The following is a 15607-nucleotide window of genomic DNA, read 5'->3' on the forward strand; positions in this document are numbered from 1 at the left end:
CTCAGTGCAGGACCGCGCTGAGGAAGGTCTGTAGTTCGGGCGTCTTCGGCTCGGCGAGCACCGCCGCGGCCTGGCCTTCTTCGTGAATGCGGCCCTCGTGCATGAAGACCACGCGCGAGCCGAAGCGGCGGGCAAAGCCCATCTCATGCGTGACGAGGATCATCGTCATTCCGTCCTGCGCCACCGATTCGAGCACCTTCAGCACCTCGCCGGTGAGTTCGGGATCGAGCGCCGAGGTGACCTCGTCGAACAGCATCAGCTTGGGCTGCATCGCGAGCGAACGGGCGATGGCGACGCGCTGCTGCTGGCCGCCGGAAAGCTGGGACGGGAAGGCGTCGAGCTTGTCCTCCAGCCCGACGCGGCGCAGCACGTCGCGGGCGATCTCGCGGGCTGCGTCTGGCGCCTGCTTCTTCACCACCCGCGGCGCGAGTGTGATGTTGTCGCAGACCGAGAGATGCGGGAACAGGTTGAAGCTCTGGAAGACGATGCCGACCTCCTGCCGGAGCTTGCGCAGGTTGGTCCTGGGATCGTTCACCTGCACGCCGTCGACGAGGATCGAACCGCCCTGGATCGGCTCGAGGCCGTTGATGCAGCGCAGCATGGTGCTCTTGCCGGAGCCCGAGCGCCCGATCACGGCGATGATCTCCCCCTTCGCGACGTCCAGCGAGACGTTCTTCAGAACCTGGACCGCGCCATAGCTCTTGCTGATCCCCTTGATTTCAACGAGCGACATCGAGCTTCCGCTCGAGCGAGCGGCTCCATTGCGTGAGGGGGAAGCACATCAGGAAGTAGATGCAGGCGACGGTGATGTAGACGGCGAAAGGCTTGTAGGTGCCGGCGGCAGTGAGCTGGCCCTCGCGGGTCAATTCGACGAGCCCGATCGTCGCGGCGAGCGAGGTGTTCTTGATGAGCTGGACGAGGAAGCCGACGGTGGGCGGGATTGCGACGCGGATCGACTGCGGCACGATGATGTGGCGCAACTGCTCCCAGAGCGACAGGCCGAGCGAGGCGCCGGCCTCCCATTGCGTCTTGGCGATCGAGATCAGCGCGCCGCGCCAGATTTCGCCGAGGAAGGCGCTGCCATAGACCGAGAAGGCGACGGCGGCTGCGAACCACGGATTGACCGAGATGCCGATCAGCGGCAGGCCGAAGAAGATCAGGAACAGCCAGACCAGCAGCGGCGTGCCCTGGACGATATGGGTGTAGCCGGCCGCCAGCCAGCGCAGCGGCGCGAAGGGCAGGATGCGGACGACGGCGATGACCAGGCCGAGCAGGGCGGCTCCGGTGAAGGCGGTGACGGTCAAGGCCACGGTCCAGCGCGCCGCCGCGACCAGGTACATCACATCGATCAGGCCGAAGGAACGGATCATCGCCTGACGAACGCCCAGTAATAGATGCCGGCAAAGAGGCCGCGGAAGGCCAGCGCGAGGCCGAGATAGAGCACGCCGATCACGGTGTAGACTTCGAAGTCGCGGAAGGTGCGCGACTGCACGATCGAGGCCGCGTGGAACAGGTCCTCGACCGAAATCTGCGAGACCACGCTCGTCGCCAGCATCAGCAGCACAAATTGGCTGGCGAGCGCGGGAAACATCGATTTCAGCGCCGGGAACATCACGATGTAGCGGAAGACCTGCAGGCCGGAGAGGCCGAGCGAGTGGCCGGCCTCGGTCTGCGCCTTCGGCACCGCTTCCAGCCCGGCCCGGACGATCTCGGTGGTATAGGCGCCGAGATTGATGACGAGCGCGATGATCGCCGCCGTCAGGCCGTCGAGCCGGAGGCCGAAGCTGGGCAGGCCGAAGAAGATCAGGAAGAGCTGGACCAGCAGTGGCGTGTTGCGGATCACCTCGACATAGCCACCGACGATCCGCTTCAGCCAGCCCGGTCCATAGACCCGCGCCGCAGCACAGGCGACGCCGATGACGAGGCCGCCGAGCATCGCGCAGGCCGAGAGCAGCAGCGTGATCCAGACGCYGTCGAGGATCGACTCCCACGCCGCAAACACATCCCGAAACTGCAGGCCGTATTTCATCGCGCTCAGACCGCCACGGCCGCAGGCGGCGTGACGGCACGCCCACAACAAACCGACAGAGTGATCAGCGATGGTGTCATTGAGCCTCCCCTTTACAAGAGGCTAGGTTGGCTTCTTATTTGATGTCAAGCTTCACATATGAAACGAGGCAGCATGCCTGACCTTCCGGAAACAGATGACGGCGAGAAGGCCTCCTATTCCGCTCCGGCTCTGGAGAAGGGGTTGGATATTCTCGAGCTGCTGGCGGATGTCGGCGAGCCGCTATCGACCCGCACCATTGCCGAGCGACTGGAGCGTTCGAAGAGCGAGATCTTCCGCATGGTCTTCGTGCTGCAGCAGCGCGGATATCTGGTGCGGGAGGCGGGAACGGACAGGCTCGCACTGTCGCGACGATTGTTCGATCTCGGCATCAGGACGCCCAGCGGGCGGCAGTTGACCTCGGTCGTACTGCCTCTGATGGAGCGCTTCAGCGAGGAGAGCGGGCAGGCGGCTCATCTCGTCGTGCTGAGCCGTGCGCAGACCGTGGTGCTCGCGACGACCTCCGGACATCTCGACGCGACGGTTACCGTGCGGCCGGGCTATGGCAGGCCGGCGCTGGAGGCCAATTCCGGATTGCTCATCCTGGCGTTCCAGACACGGGCACGGCGTCTGACCCTGATGAAGGATGCCGATAATGAGGCGCGGACGCGGCTAGAGAGCTCCGGCGTTGCAGCCATCTTCGCGATGATCAGGGAGCAGGGACACCAGATCGCACCAAGCCGCGACATTCTGGCGGTTACCGATATCGCCTGCCCGGTCATCGGACCGGCGGGCTATGCGCAGGCGGCGATCCTGGTGCCATGCCTGCAGCGCCATGGCGTGCAGACCAATGAGAAGGCGATCCTCACCAGCCTGAAGGCCTGCTGCCACGAGGCGGGGCTGCGCCTGGCCTATAGCTGACCAGGCGCAGGATGTTGGATCAGGCGGTGACGGGCTGCGGCGTGTAGCCGGCCGCCGTGACGATCGCCGCGATGGCGGCGCGGTCACTGGTGCCCAGGACGCTGACCAGTTTCGAGGCCGGGTCGGCCTGGACGCGGGTTCCGGGAAGGCCAATTTCGATCGCCTTGATGATCGTACCGGCGCAATGCCCGCAGGTCATGTCCTCGACGCGGAAGCTGAGTGTTCCCGCGCCCTGAGGCTGTGCCTGAGTCCCAGGTGTCGTCTTCTCGCTATGACTCTGGCATCCGCACATCGTTCTGCATCCTTTCTGAGGGGTATGAAGGGAGCCTAAAGCTTCCCATGATGGGAAGGTCAAGCGCCCTCTGCGGGATGCCGGCGCACATCATGGGGAGGATCCGGCCCTCTCGCGGAGTGTTGAAAATTGGCCTTGACCTTCCCATCATGGGAAGGATCATACCCCTCGCCATCAACATGCGGAGATCAAGCCATGGCGATGGCACGGACAGCGGGAAGCCCCGTTAGAGAATTTGAGATCGAGATCGGCGGGATGACTTGTGCTTCCTGTGTCGGGCGCGTCGAACGCGCCGTGAAGGCCGTCGACGGCGTCGGCTCAGTCGCGGTCAACCTCGCGGCCGAACGAGCGCGTGTGACCCTGTCTTCCGGCGGTAGCGATGCCGGCGCGATCGCGGACGCGATCCGCGGCGCCGGCTACGAGCCCACCGAGCGCACCGTCGAGCTGAAGATCTCCGGCATGACCTGCGCGTCGTGCGTCGGCCGGGTCGAGCGGGCGCTCAAGGCGGTGCCGGGCGTGCTCGACGCGACCGTGAATCTCACGACCGAGCGTGCCACCGTGCGGACTCTCGGCGGTGCGGGCCAGATGCAGCAGCTCGTCGCGGCCGTTGCAGGGGCGGGCTATTCCGCCGAAGCGGCGAGCATCGATGCCGGAGCCTCGGATCGCGAGCAGCAGGCGCGCGAGGCGGAGCAGGCGGGTTTGAAGCGCGCGGTCATCATCGCCGCAGTCGCGACAATCCCGCTGCTCGTCTTCGAGATGGGCTCGCATATGTACGAGCCGCTGCACCATTTTCTCGCCGGGCGTGTCGGCGAGTTCAACATCAAGCTCCTGTCCTTCCTGCTCGCGACATTCGTCCAGTTCGGGCCGGGCCTGCGCTTCCTGAAGAAGGGGTGGCCGGCCTTGCTGCGTGGCGCGCCGGACATGAATTCGCTGGTCATGCTCGGTACCAGCGCGGCCTATCTGTACTCGACGGTGGCGACCTTCGCGCCGGAGTTCCCGCCTGACGGCACGGACTACACCTATTTCGAGGCCGGTGCGGTCATCGTCACGCTCGTCCTGACCGGACGCTGGTTCGAGGCCAGAGCCAAGGGCCGGACCAGCGAAGCGATCCGGCGACTGATGTCGCTGCAGGCGAAGTCGGCGCGTGTCCTACGCGACGGCGTCGAGGCCGATGTCGGGATCGAGAGCGTTGTTCCGGGCGATGTCGTCATTGTGCGTCCGGGGGAGCGCATCCCGGTCGATGGTGAGGTTCTCGACGGCGTGTCCTATGTCGACGAGGCGATGATCACCGGTGAGCCGGTGCCCGCCCGCAAGGAAGCGGGGGCGGCTGTGACCGGTGGCACGATTAACGGCACGGGTGCCTTCCGTTTCACCGCCACCAAGGTCGGTGCCGATACGCTGCTTTCGCAGATCGTCCGCACCGTCGAGGCGGCGCAGGGCTCGAAGCTGCCGATCCAGGCCATGGTCGACAAGGTGACGATGTGGTTCGTCCCGGCCGTGATGGCGCTCGCGCTTGTGACCTTCGCGGCCTGGTTCGCCTTCGGCCCCAGCCCCGCCTTGTCCTATGCTCTCGTCAACGCGGTCGCCGTGCTGATCATCGCCTGCCCCTGCGCGATGGGATTGGCGACTCCGACTTCGATCATGGTCGGCACCGGCAAGGGCGCCGAGCTCGGCATCCTGTTCCGCCAGGGCGATGCGCTCCAGGGTCTGAAGGATGCGAAGATCGTGGCGCTCGACAAGACCGGAACCCTGACCAAGGGCAAGCCGGAGCTGACCGATCTCGTCACCGCCGAGGGCTTCGAGGAGGCCCAGGTGCTGCGGCTGGTCGCCTCGGTCGAGGCTCGCTCGGAGCATCCGATTGCGGAAGCGATCGTTGTCGCTGCCCGCCAGCGCGGCCTCGCCCTCGCAGAGGTGTCGGAGTTCGCGGGTGAACCCGGCTTCGGCGTCAAGGCCGTCGTCGAAGGCCGGACGATCGAGATCGGTGCCGACCGGCTGATGCGGCGTCTCGGGCTCGACCTCTCGCCCTTCACGGAGGCGGCAGGCCGCCTGGGCGATGCCGGCAAGACGCCGCTCTATGCGGCGATCGACGGCAGGCTCGCGGCCATCATCGCGGTTGCCGATCCGGTCAAGGCCACGACCCCCGAGGCTATCGCATCGCTGCATCGGCTCGGCCTGCGCGTCGTGATGATTACCGGCGACAACCGGCGTACGGCCGAGGCGATTGCCGCGAGGCTTGGCATCGACGAGGTCGTGGCCGAGGTTCTGCCGACCGGCAAGGCCGAGGTGGTGGCCGGGCTCCAGGCCGGTGGCGCCAAGGTCGCCTTCGTCGGGGATGGCATCAACGACGCGCCCGCCCTGGCCAAGGCTGATGTCGGCATTGCCATCGGCACCGGCACGGACATCGCCATCGAGAGCGCCGATGTCGTGCTGATGTCGGGCGATCTGAATGGTGTCGCCAATGCCATTGCGCTGTCACAGGCGACGATCGCCAATATCCGCCAGAACCTGATCTGGGCCTTCGGTTACAACGCCCTGCTGATCCCGGTGGCTGCCGGCGCGCTCTATCCGAGCTTCGGCATCCTGATGTCGCCGATGTTCGCCGGACTGGCCATGGCGCTGTCGAGCGTCAGCGTCCTGACCAATGCGCTGCGCCTGAAGCGCTTCCGCGCTCGCACGCCGGCCCCGTTGCAGGACCAGCGCGCCGCCAGGCTCGCGTTGGCGGGGTGAGACTGTAGGAGGAGCATGAGAGATGAACATCGGACAAGCGGCAACAGCCTCTGGCGTCAGCGCAAAGATGATCCGCTACTACGAGAGCATCGGGCTGATCGAGGCTCCGGTGCGCACCGAGGCGGGTTATCGTGTCTATGCCGGTGACGACGTCCACACGTTGCGCTTCGTCAAGCGCGCCCGGAATCTCGGTTTCTCGATTGAGGAAACGCGTGAACTCCTGGCGCTCTGGCGCGACAAGAGCCGGGCCAGTGCCGATGTGAAGGCGTTTGCCCTGCGCCACATCGGCGAGCTCGAGGCGCGGATCGGCGAGCTTCAGGCGATGGTGAAGACGCTCGGCCATTTGGCGCATCATTGCCACGGCGACGGTCGCCCCGATTGCCCGATTCTCGAGGACCTCGCCGATGCTCCCGTCCGGCAAGCCGCGGTTCCGGCAGGCTCTCGCGGCAGGGTACGGCATCACGCCTGAAGCCGGACAGGGCGGGCGCCCCGCAAGGCGCCCGCCCCACATCGACGGCTTAGGTTTCCCGGAAAGCGCGCGCCATGCTGTCCTTCAGCGGCTGCATCAGATATTCGAAGAACGTGCGTTCCTTCGTCTGGATATAGACCTCTGCCGGCATGCCGGCCGTCGGCTGGAAATCGTGGATCGCGGCGGCGCTGTTGCTGTCGAGGCGGACCCGTACGACATAGAGATCGGACGTATTGGGGTAGCCGCGCTGCCTTTCATCCGGCAGGGCGTCGGCCGAAATATAGATCACCTTGCCCTTGATCATCGGCGTCGTGCGCTGATTGAGGGCGCTGAGGCGGATGGTCGCGACCTGACTGTGCTTGATCTTGTCGATATCCTGAGGACGGACATGCGTCTCTATGACGAGCTCTTCCTGCAGCGAGACGATCTCCATGATGCTCTTGCCCGCCTCGATGACACCGCCGGCTGAGTGGTAGCGCAGCTTGACCACGGTTCCCTTGACCGGAGTGACGATCCTGGCGCGGTCGAGAACCCCCTTTACCGTGTGTATGCGTTCACGGACATCGTTCAGATCGGCACTGACGTCCTGCAACTGCTCCGATGCGGCCTTGATCGCGTTCTTTCTGACACCATCGATCTGCTCGACTGCGCGAGCGATGCGCTCCCGCGCGTCGCCGATGTCCCCGGTGATCCGGCCGGCCTCGCCGCGTAGATTGGCGGCGTTGCGTTGAAGCGCGAGGACGTCGGGCTTGCGGATATAGCCACGGTCCAGCAGGGCCTGTTTGCCAGCGAGCTCTTCCTTGAGGAGTTCGCTCTGCTGGGCGACGGCGGCAAGTTGGGCCTTGCTGCCTGCGATTCTTTCCTCCAGCCCGTCGATGCCCTTTTGCTGAGCCGAAATGTCATTGGAGATGTTGTTCTGGCGGGCAATGAAAGTGGCCGTCTGCGCCTGGAGCATCGCGGCGACGTCGCGGTCGGTGCTGCTTGCGATCAGGTGGGGGGGGAATACCAGTTGGGACCGACCGGCCGCCTCGGTGTTCAGCCGCGCTTCGACCGCCTCCAGCCGCATCTGCTTGAGCAGGTGCCGGCGGAGTTCCGCCCGGGAAGAGGTGTCGTCGAGCTGCACGAGCAACTGGCCGGGCAGGACGACGTCGCCCTCTCGCACCATGATCTCGCGGATCACGCCGCCTTCGAGATGCTGGATCGTCTTGTTCTGTCCCGTGGTCACGAAGACCCCCGGCGCGATCACGGCGCCTGAGATCGGTGCGGTATTGCCCCAGACGCCGAAGCCCATGACCGTCATCAGCATGATGCCGATGCCGCTGAGTTTCGCCCAGCGGGTGTTGCGCGGGACGTCGCCATACCAGGGCTGGGCTGCGATCATTGCGGTCATCGTGCGTCTCTCCACCCTTGCAAAACGCCCGACTGCCCGCCCCGGCAGGGGCGTGGCGGCACAGAATCTCAGTTCGGCCTTGGCGTGTTGTCGATGCTCCGCTGCCCGACGATCAGGGGCAGGATCTCGTCGCGTGCGCCGATCGCCTGGACCGCGCCATCCTTGATCATCATGATCTTGTCGACGCTGCGCAGCAGGGCCGGTCGCTGTGTCACCGCCACGACCGTCATGCGTCGCGCCTTGGCACGCTCGAAGGCTCGCGCCAGCGCGGCCTCGCCGATCGTGTCGAGATTGGAGTTGGGCTCGTCGAGAACGACCAGTCTCGGATTGCCGAAGAAGGCACGGGCGAGCCCGAGCCGCTGCTTCTGGCCGCCGGAGAGCGGGCTGCCATCGATGCCGATCTGCGTCTCGTAGCCATGTACGAACTGCGCGACCATTTCGTGGATGTCGGCGATCTCGGCAGCCTCGTACACATCCTCGTCGCTCGCGTCGTCCCGCATCCTGGCGATATTGGCCTTGATCGAGGCTGGGAAGAGTTGCGTATCCTGGGGGAGATAGCCGACATTCTCGCCGAACTGCCGCGGGTCCCAGTTGCGCTGCTCCATCCGGTCGAGCCGCACCGTGCCGGCCGTTGGCGTGATCGAGCCGACCAGCATGCGCGCGAGCGTCGACTTGCCGCTGCCCGAGGCGCCGACGATGGCAAGCGAGTCGCCGGGTTCGAGGCTGAAGCTGATGCCGTTCAGGATGACCTTCTTGTTCGGTGGCGGCACATAGAGGATGCGCTCGACATCGAGGCGGCCCTTGGGGTTCGGCAGCTTCAGCCGATCGAGATTGAGCGGCGAGGCCTGCAACAGGGCCTGAACCCGGGAATAGGCGGCACGCGCGTGGATAAAGCTGCGCCAGCCTTCGATCGTGCCTTCAAGCGGGGCCAGCGCGCGGCCCGCGACCACTGATGACGCGATGACCATGCCGCCGGTGAGGGATCCTTCCAGGGACAGCCAGGCACCCCAGCCCAGCATGGCGATCTGCGTGCCGAGCCGGAAGAACTTCGACAACCCGGTCATCATGATGTTGCGGTCCTGGGCGCTGACCTGCGCCTTCAGGGATTCCGCGGTCTCGCGGCCCCAGATCAGCACGCCCTCCGGGATCATGCCCATGGCGTTGATGACCTGCGAGTTGCGCGACATCGCTTCCGATTGAAGATTGGCGCGCGTCGCAAACGCGCTCGACCTTGCGAAGGGGACGGCCGTCAGCTTCTGGTTGAAATAGGCGACCACGAACAGGACGATGGCGGCGACCGTGACGATGTAGCCGAGATGCGGATGAATCAGATAGACTGCCAGCAGGTAGATCGGTGCGGTCGGTGCATCGAGCATCGTCAGGATGACCGGCCCGGTCAGGAAGCTCCGGATCTGCTGAAGATCGGCGAGTATCTGGAACTCCCGATTCGAACCGCTCTGGGCCGCCTTGGCTGCCGCGCTGAGAACGGGGCCGCCGAGCCGGCTTTCGACATCCACGGCAACCCGCATCAGGATGAAGCGGCGCATCATGTCGAGCAGGACATGGGCCAGGATCGCGACCATCACGATGATCGAGAGCATCATCAGCGTGTCGAGGCTGCGGCTGGTCAGCACCCTGTCCGACATCTGGAACAGATAGATCGGGACAGCCAGCACCAGCGTGTTCACGACGATCGAAAAGATCGCGACGATCACCAGGTTGTGGCGCGCCTCCGCGAGCCCTTTGCCGAGGACCTGCTGGAAATCGCGATCCCCGAGGCGTTGTTCGAGCGGTGATCGGCCGCCGCTGCCACCGCCCCCTCCGCCACCACCTGTTCCGCCCTTGCCGCCCCCAGGACCGTTCGATGTCGTCGTGCCTTGCGGGCTGCCGGCGCCTCCGACCGGTCGCAGATTGGGGACGCTGTCGGCGGGAGGAGCGCCATGCTTCGCCTCGGCGCGCAGCGGGGCTTGCCCTGGTGAGGCCTGACGGGCCTCGCCGGCCATGCGGTCGTTTGAATTGGCGACCAGCGTGAGCGGGGGCGGGGGCCTGCCAATGGTTGTCCCGAGCGGCGTGGCTCCGGGCAACCTGGCGGCATCTGGACGGTTCGGTGGCGCGGCGGGAACGGCTTCGTCGGTCATGGAGAGCCCTCGATGCGTACTGGCCTCAAGACATGATGTTGGAGGTGAGGTGATCGTGCTGGGACGGGTCGGGTACGACCGGGCGCGAGATGGAGGAGTCCGATCCGGAATGTGTATCGACGTCATGCGCGAAGGCGACGAGCTCGGGCACCAATGTCTGGGTGTCGTGGATGGTGACCTTGTCGGTGTCGGTGATCATGTTGGTCTGGATCAGCACGCTCTCCTCGTAGGCGTCGCCGCCCAGGTATTTCGAGGTCGAGAGCGTGCCCGGATCAATGATATGCGCCTCATTGAGCACCGTGTTCCCGCCGGCGGCGACACCTTGGGTCGTCCCGGGCTGAGCATTGGCCTGGATGACCTGGTCGGCGTCGTTCAGAACATTGATCTGGGTGATGACGTTCACGTCGTAATAGTCGCCGGGCACGTAGAGGACGTGCAGCGTTCCGAACCTGTTGCCGTTGAGTTGCCAGTTGGCGTCGGGCGTCAGAATTGTAGAGTTCTGATCAAGAGCGCCGAGAAGATCGTAATGCGCCTGCTGCATCGGCTTGAATGCGACGCTGTCATAGGTCGTGATATCTGCGAGATTGGTAAGGTTGTTGAAGCCTGTGGTGACAACGGTAATATCGCTGCCGTGGCCTGTTGCAAACAGCTTGGCGCTGTCTGAGTCCAGAACGATGTTGTACTGGTAGATCCAGTCGGCGCGGTGATAGTTGCCGCCAATGATGATGATGTCGTAGCTGTCCAGGCCGGTGATCTGAGCGAGATTGAGCTGGGCGTTCTCGCCGCTCTTCACGTCGAAATAGGTTCCGTTCTCCGCCTGAACGATCCTGTCGCTATCGTTCAGTCCATTGAACTGAATGACGGATTTCACATCATAGAAGCTTCCCGGCATGACATCGACCGACCAGAAGGGGGTCGCTGCGGCGCCGTTTGGCGCGATCGTCATCGTATGCGTCGCGAATTCCGCGATGTTGTGGACTTCGTTGCCATGGCTCTGAACCAAGGGGGCCAGCGTGCCATCGACGGCGACGTCGACATGGTCGTTGTCCACGAGGACATTTACCTGCGCGATGCCGCGGCTGAAGAAATAATTGCCGCCCACGATCATCGAGCCTGTTGCTTCGTTGGCGTCGACGATGACCGCAGCATTTGCCAGCATGTTCAGCCCGGTCTCCGAGACGACGGCGACCCCGCCTGTGGGTTCGGCGGCTGTAATGGATTTGGTGATGCTGTCGGCGGGCGCGTCGGCCAGGCGCCAAGGCGCGACCTCGGCAAGGCTCGGCACCGGTGGATCGTTCGCGTTGAGCGCGCCGTCGACAATTCTGCCTTCCATGGCATGTGAGACAGGGCTGCCGTCGGAATAGGGGCTCCCCGTTTCGGTCCAGCGCATATCGCGACTTTCGATAGCCGCTATCACGCTCTGGGTCGTGCCGCCCTGAAGCGCCGCGACCTCGCCGGGCACAGCGCTCTGCGCCTGGTGCAGCATGTCGCTCAGGACGCCGTCGAGATGAAGTTCGGGGGGCACGACGAGAGTGCCGTCAGGATAACGGATCGCGTCGGATGTCAGCAGATCCCGGTCGTCCGCCTGATTGACCTGGTGGATCGAGAGCAATGTCTCGGTGCCGCCGTTCTGATACCCCACAGTGACGATCTTGTGGCTGGTGACCATATAGCCATAGTCGTTATCGACGCTGTCGGGCGCATCGAGGCGATGTGGAGGCGGATGACTCGATGGGAGGATTCTGGCCGGCGGAGTGAAGGGTGTGGGCGTCAGGCTGTGGAGGGCGGGACTGTCGTCGGAGACGTTCGGCGCCCGAAAGAACACGGGTTGCGAAGCCGTTTCATCCGGTGTGATGGGCGCAACGCGATCGTAGAAGCGATCGCCCCCCTCGTCCGACACGACCCGGGACGCTTCGCCGTCATAAGTTTCGCGCGCCCGCATTTCATCAATGAAGACGCGAAGATAGCCGGCAAAATGCCATATCGTTTCGGTAAAGCCGCCAATGTTCATGGCACACTCTGCACTATTGCCTGGCAAGGCCGGTCGCGAGGGCACCAGGCATTGCGTGGGCTCAGGGGCTCACCGGCCCCGAGCAGGGAGCGCGCGGGGAGGCGACCCCGCGCGTCCGAGCATAGCTTGCCTTCCGAGCGTTGGGACGCTCAAAGTGTGCCGATGTCGTGACCTGCGACGGTCAGGTGATCGACGGAGTTGAACTGGACATTTGCGCCCATGGCGATGTGCTGTGTGAAGGCCTCCTGGGTCAGGGCCACGTTGGCAGCAGCCGCGCCGATGCCCGAGTAGCCGTCACTTCCGCCATGGATGTCGCCGAAGCTCGACGATGCTGAGCCACCCGTGGCCGTGGCGGTCATGGAGAAATCGCCAACCGCTTCCGGGATATGGCCTGGACCATAGCAGGACGGGTCGAGCCCACCAGAGTTGAAGTTCACCGACGGATTGGACAGGCTGTCATTGTCGGTGAGGTTGTTGACCTGCGCGATATTGAAGTTGTTGCCGTCATCCGTCGTCTGGGTGACGACGGACGGCATCACGATCGAGTCGTGGATGTCGTGAATCGAGTCGATATCCATCACCCGGTTATCGACGGGTGGCACGAGGGCGCCACTGAGGTCGAGGTCGACCTTTACATTGACAGTGGTGTCGACGGCGGTCTGAACGTGGTTGATGTTCTCGTTGTAGTTGAGGTTGCCGTTCAGGTTGCCATTGGCGTTCAGATTGCCGTTGCCGTTGAGATTCAGGTTGCCGTTGTCATTCCAGACGGAGGTGTCGACGGCCTGCGCGGAGTACTGCGCCTGGCCTTGTCCCTGCCCCTGGCCTTGTCCTTGCCCCTGACCTTGTCCCTGCAATTGGGCTTGAATCTCAGCCTGCGCCTGATCCTGGCTTGGATCCTGCGGGTGATAATCGTTGTTGTTCGGCATGGTGCTTTCCCGTCAAAAAAGGAAAGGCACCCTTCCGCTCGTTGATCGCCGCGTCCCTTCTGCGCTGCGCCGATCCACTTGCGTTGGATGCCATTAGTGCGGAATATTGATAATTTATGTCGAATGAATGTCCCGCCTATCTACGCAAGGAACGTTCTTCAAGATTTCGTACTGGCGACAGCAGAAACCCCTTAATTGACTAAGTCATTGTTTGCGTCTCCCGATATTAATTAGTTGATATAAGTAATAATTTTTCTGAACTATTAGTCTGGTTCGATATTGGGCCAGAGTGTGCGAAATGAAATCTGAGACATATAATTTTATGAGTCATATACTAGCAGATAGGTATAAATTCTGAATATTATTTAAAATTATTGAATGTAATATTCATTATTGGCGAACAATTTCTTTTTGTTGCCTAAATTGATAAATGTCTCAGAAATAATGTGACAATTTGGGGGTTGTGTGCATTATTCCCGATCAGCAAACATCCAACTATGCCCTTGCGGCGTCAATGTATCGAATTATTACCCATTTTCAGACTTTATTGACTTTCAATTACCCATCTGGGACCATGTTTTCGGGTTGGAGGTTGCGCCATGCCGAACGCCATCCGCTTGCAGAACGAGCGCGTCGTCCATTTGTCGCTCGAACGAATGGTCTGGCCTTCCGGACCGGTTTGCCCGCATTGCGGCGAGGCTGCCCGGCTGGGGCGGCTCAACGGCCTGAGCACCCCGATTGGCGCGTGGAAATGCTATTCCTGCCGGAAGCCGTTCACGATCAGGAACGGCACGATCTTTCACAACAGCCATGTGCCTCTGCATGTCTGGCTCCAGGCCCTCTACCTGCTGACGGCGACCCGGCAGAAGATGGGGTCGCAAAGGCTGGCGCAAACGCTGGGAGTTTCCGTCCGAACGGCCTGGCATCTGAAGCAGAAGATTGCCGGCGGCCTCGCGGTTTCTCCGCTGGAGGTGGCCTGCTACGCACCATGGCAGCATGGCGACATGGTCATGCGCTGCGAGTTCCTGGACTGCCAGGTCGATGGCGGCCCAGGCAGCGCGAGTTGCGTCGCGCGTTTTGAACGCTTCATGGCAGCGCTGGAAGGCATCGCAACCGCGGAAACGGACACCTTGTTCATTCAGGCGTTGCGGCGGCTCCTTGCAACCCGGCCGGAGCGGCTGGAAGAGGCCGGCGAGGCGTTGACGGAAGTTCAACTTGAACTCGGCTTGCTTGACGACGAGCCGGCGCAGCCGCGGGTCCGAGCTGCGAGCTTCAGCGGTTTCGGCATGCCGGTCTCTCAGGCCAAGAACTGACCTCTGCGCATATGACGTTCGACATGGTCGTGCCAGAGCTCGTCCAGCGTTCTGCTTCCGGCTTCGCTGGAAGCTGTGCCGAGCGGCTCCATTCCTACCAGTTCGCCCGCCGATGGCCGGGTGGCGTCCAAGGCTTCCAGAAAGGCGAGCGCTCCCATCGACCCTGCGGTGAAGGCCGGGTCTCGGCGGCTGCTCAGAAGACAGATTTCCTCGCCCACAAGTTCCGGGCCGATCCCGGTGAGAGCATTCAGCACCGATGACTGGGCCGAGGCGAGCGCGTGCGTTCGCAGCTCGCCGCATTTGCGTTCGACGATCAGCGTGACCAGGGTCGCAAGGAAACCGAGAATCTGCGGCTGGAGCCAGTCGCCCGCTTGCAGGCCGGCGCCATTCGCGGAAGTCTTCAGAACGAACGGCTCGAGGACGGAGAAGGCAGCCTTGCGCGCTGGTCGGGCTCTCAGAAGATCGAACATGCTGGCTCTGCCGTATCGGAGCCTTCAGGAACGGTGGACGACATGCTTAGGCACAACCGGAACGGGCCATCTACGCTGCCGCCCCGTCCTGATTTCATCGCGCTGGAGCTGGCCGCGCAACGCTCGGCCGAGCAAAGGGTAGCCTTTCTGTCGTTGATAGGCGATCTCAATTTCGCCTGGTCCAACAATGAGAGCATGTTCATCTATGTGCTGATGCTGCTGCTGGACACCGACGAGGCGGCTGCAGCGATCGTCTTTTCCACGCTCAACACGACGCGGGCGCGCCTCGACCTGGCGCAGCGCCTCGCCAAGGTCCGGATCACGGACAAGGGGCTGCGCGCCGAGCTTGACGCGGTTGTCGAGGCCTTTTCTGCGGCAACGCGGCTGCGCAACGATCTCAACCACGCCACCTTCGTCGTCGACGCGAGCGGGGCGATCACACACACACAGAGCATGAAACTGGAGGAGGCCCGGGGCAGGCTGCGTTTCGGCACCCGCCGCCCCGTCGACCAGGCTCGGCTCGACGAGATCGCGGCGGCGACGCAGGAACTCTATGCTCTGAACCGGCGGATCTGGGATCTCCTCCCGCAGCTCGAACGCGGCGTGGCCACGTCCTGACCTTGCTTGGCATCGCTCCGAAAAGTGGAGTGCGGTTTTCGGGAAAGCCGATGCAAACACAGGTGGTTAGACCGTCGGACTGGATATGATATCCGGTCCGATGATCTAGGAGCCCGTCCGAGTAATCCTCTGGACGGGGTGGCTTCGGGATGATTCACTGGCTCATGGCCAAAGTGTTTCGCTCTTGGGATGTCGATCAGGGCTGGCTTTTGCCGCCTTCGCTGCATGAGTTCGTGCCGCCCGGTCACCTGGCGCATTTCGTCCGTGACACGGTGCGCGAAGGGC

The 15607-nt window shown here is 63.4% G+C and carries 14 protein-coding genes; 5 read left to right on the forward strand and 9 right to left on the reverse strand.

Annotated features, from left to right (window positions below; translation table 11 throughout):
* Position 1: 1 nt before the first annotated feature.
* Genes AC1DGP_RS26125 through AC1DGP_RS26135 form a run of 3 tightly spaced genes read right to left on the reverse strand, consistent with a single transcriptional unit; the run spans position 2 to position 2029 of the window.
* On the reverse strand, positions 2-733 hold the full coding sequence (locus AC1DGP_RS26125; protein ID WP_113519325.1) for an amino acid ABC transporter ATP-binding protein: 732 nt from the start codon (positions 731-733) through the stop codon (positions 2-4).
* The gene (locus tag AC1DGP_RS26130) at positions 720-1370 is read right to left on the reverse strand and encodes an amino acid ABC transporter permease (protein WP_069877846.1); all 651 of its coding nucleotides are present in this window, start codon (positions 1368-1370) and stop codon (positions 720-722) included. The genes AC1DGP_RS26125 and AC1DGP_RS26130 overlap by 14 nt, the downstream gene beginning before the upstream one ends.
* Complete coding sequence (locus tag AC1DGP_RS26135; protein WP_476832657.1) at positions 1367-2029, reverse strand: amino acid ABC transporter permease; 663 nt, start codon at positions 2027-2029, stop codon at positions 1367-1369. The genes AC1DGP_RS26130 and AC1DGP_RS26135 overlap by 4 nt, the downstream gene beginning before the upstream one ends.
* A 153-nt stretch (positions 2030-2182) precedes the next feature.
* Between AC1DGP_RS26135 and AC1DGP_RS26140 the strand changes: the two genes are divergently transcribed.
* Positions 2183-2968: an IclR family transcriptional regulator gene (locus AC1DGP_RS26140; RefSeq protein WP_441507529.1), complete on the forward strand. Its 786-nt coding sequence runs from the start codon at positions 2183-2185 to the stop codon at positions 2966-2968.
* 19 nt (positions 2969-2987) lie between these two features.
* Here the strand turns inward: AC1DGP_RS26140 and AC1DGP_RS26145 are convergent, their stop codons facing one another.
* Positions 2988-3260 (reverse strand): heavy-metal-associated domain-containing protein, encoded by a 273-nt coding sequence (locus tag AC1DGP_RS26145; protein ID WP_441507530.1) that lies wholly within the window; start codon positions 3258-3260, stop codon positions 2988-2990.
* Positions 3261-3461: 201 nt separating this feature from the next.
* Between AC1DGP_RS26145 and AC1DGP_RS26150 the strand changes: the two genes are divergently transcribed.
* Positions 3462-5987 carry a heavy metal translocating P-type ATPase gene (locus tag AC1DGP_RS26150; RefSeq protein WP_441507540.1) on the forward strand — a complete coding sequence of 842 codons (2526 nt, stop codon included), beginning with the start codon at positions 3462-3464 and terminating at the stop codon, positions 5985-5987.
* Between the two features lie 22 nt (positions 5988-6009).
* A complete protein-coding gene (cueR, locus tag AC1DGP_RS26155) occupies positions 6010-6456 on the forward strand; it encodes a Cu(I)-responsive transcriptional regulator (RefSeq protein WP_069877841.1) in 447 nt (148 codons plus the stop codon).
* 49 nt (positions 6457-6505) lie between these two features.
* Here cueR and AC1DGP_RS26160 read toward each other — a convergent pair whose 3' ends face one another.
* The 4 genes from AC1DGP_RS26160 to AC1DGP_RS26175 all read right to left on the reverse strand — a co-directional run bounded on the left by AC1DGP_RS26160 (position 6506) and on the right by AC1DGP_RS26175 (position 12921).
* Positions 6506-7846, reverse strand: a complete 1341-nt coding sequence (locus AC1DGP_RS26160) for an HlyD family type I secretion periplasmic adaptor subunit (protein ID WP_441507531.1) — start codon at positions 7844-7846, stop codon at positions 6506-6508.
* Between the two features lie 68 nt (positions 7847-7914).
* The gene (locus tag AC1DGP_RS26165) at positions 7915-9984 is read right to left on the reverse strand and encodes a type I secretion system permease/ATPase (RefSeq protein WP_476832658.1); all 2070 of its coding nucleotides are present in this window, start codon (positions 9982-9984) and stop codon (positions 7915-7917) included.
* Between the two features lie 25 nt (positions 9985-10009).
* The gene (locus AC1DGP_RS26170) at positions 10010-11995 is read right to left on the reverse strand and encodes a hypothetical protein (protein WP_441507533.1); all 1986 of its coding nucleotides are present in this window, start codon (positions 11993-11995) and stop codon (positions 10010-10012) included.
* Positions 11996-12144: 149 nt separating this feature from the next.
* On the reverse strand, positions 12145-12921 hold the full coding sequence (locus AC1DGP_RS26175; protein WP_441507534.1) for a hypothetical protein: 777 nt from the start codon (positions 12919-12921) through the stop codon (positions 12145-12147).
* Positions 12922-13520: 599 nt separating this feature from the next.
* Between AC1DGP_RS26175 and AC1DGP_RS26180 the strand changes: the two genes are divergently transcribed.
* The gene (locus AC1DGP_RS26180; protein WP_441507535.1) at positions 13521-14234 is read left to right on the forward strand and encodes a transposase; all 714 of its coding nucleotides are present in this window, start codon (positions 13521-13523) and stop codon (positions 14232-14234) included.
* Here the strand turns inward: AC1DGP_RS26180 and AC1DGP_RS26185 are convergent.
* Positions 14219-14704 carry a hypothetical protein gene (locus tag AC1DGP_RS26185; protein ID WP_441507536.1) on the reverse strand — a complete coding sequence of 162 codons (486 nt, stop codon included), beginning with the start codon at positions 14702-14704 and terminating at the stop codon, positions 14219-14221. The two genes, AC1DGP_RS26180 and AC1DGP_RS26185, sit on opposite strands and share 16 nt — an antisense overlap.
* A gap of 42 nt (positions 14705-14746) precedes the next feature.
* Between AC1DGP_RS26185 and AC1DGP_RS26190 the strand changes: the two genes are divergently transcribed.
* Positions 14747-15322: a hypothetical protein gene (locus tag AC1DGP_RS26190; RefSeq protein ID WP_441507537.1), complete on the forward strand. Its 576-nt coding sequence runs from the start codon at positions 14747-14749 to the stop codon at positions 15320-15322.
* Positions 15323-15607: the final 285 nt, after the last annotated feature.

Source organism: Allobosea sp. 05T433, assembly GCF_056396065.1.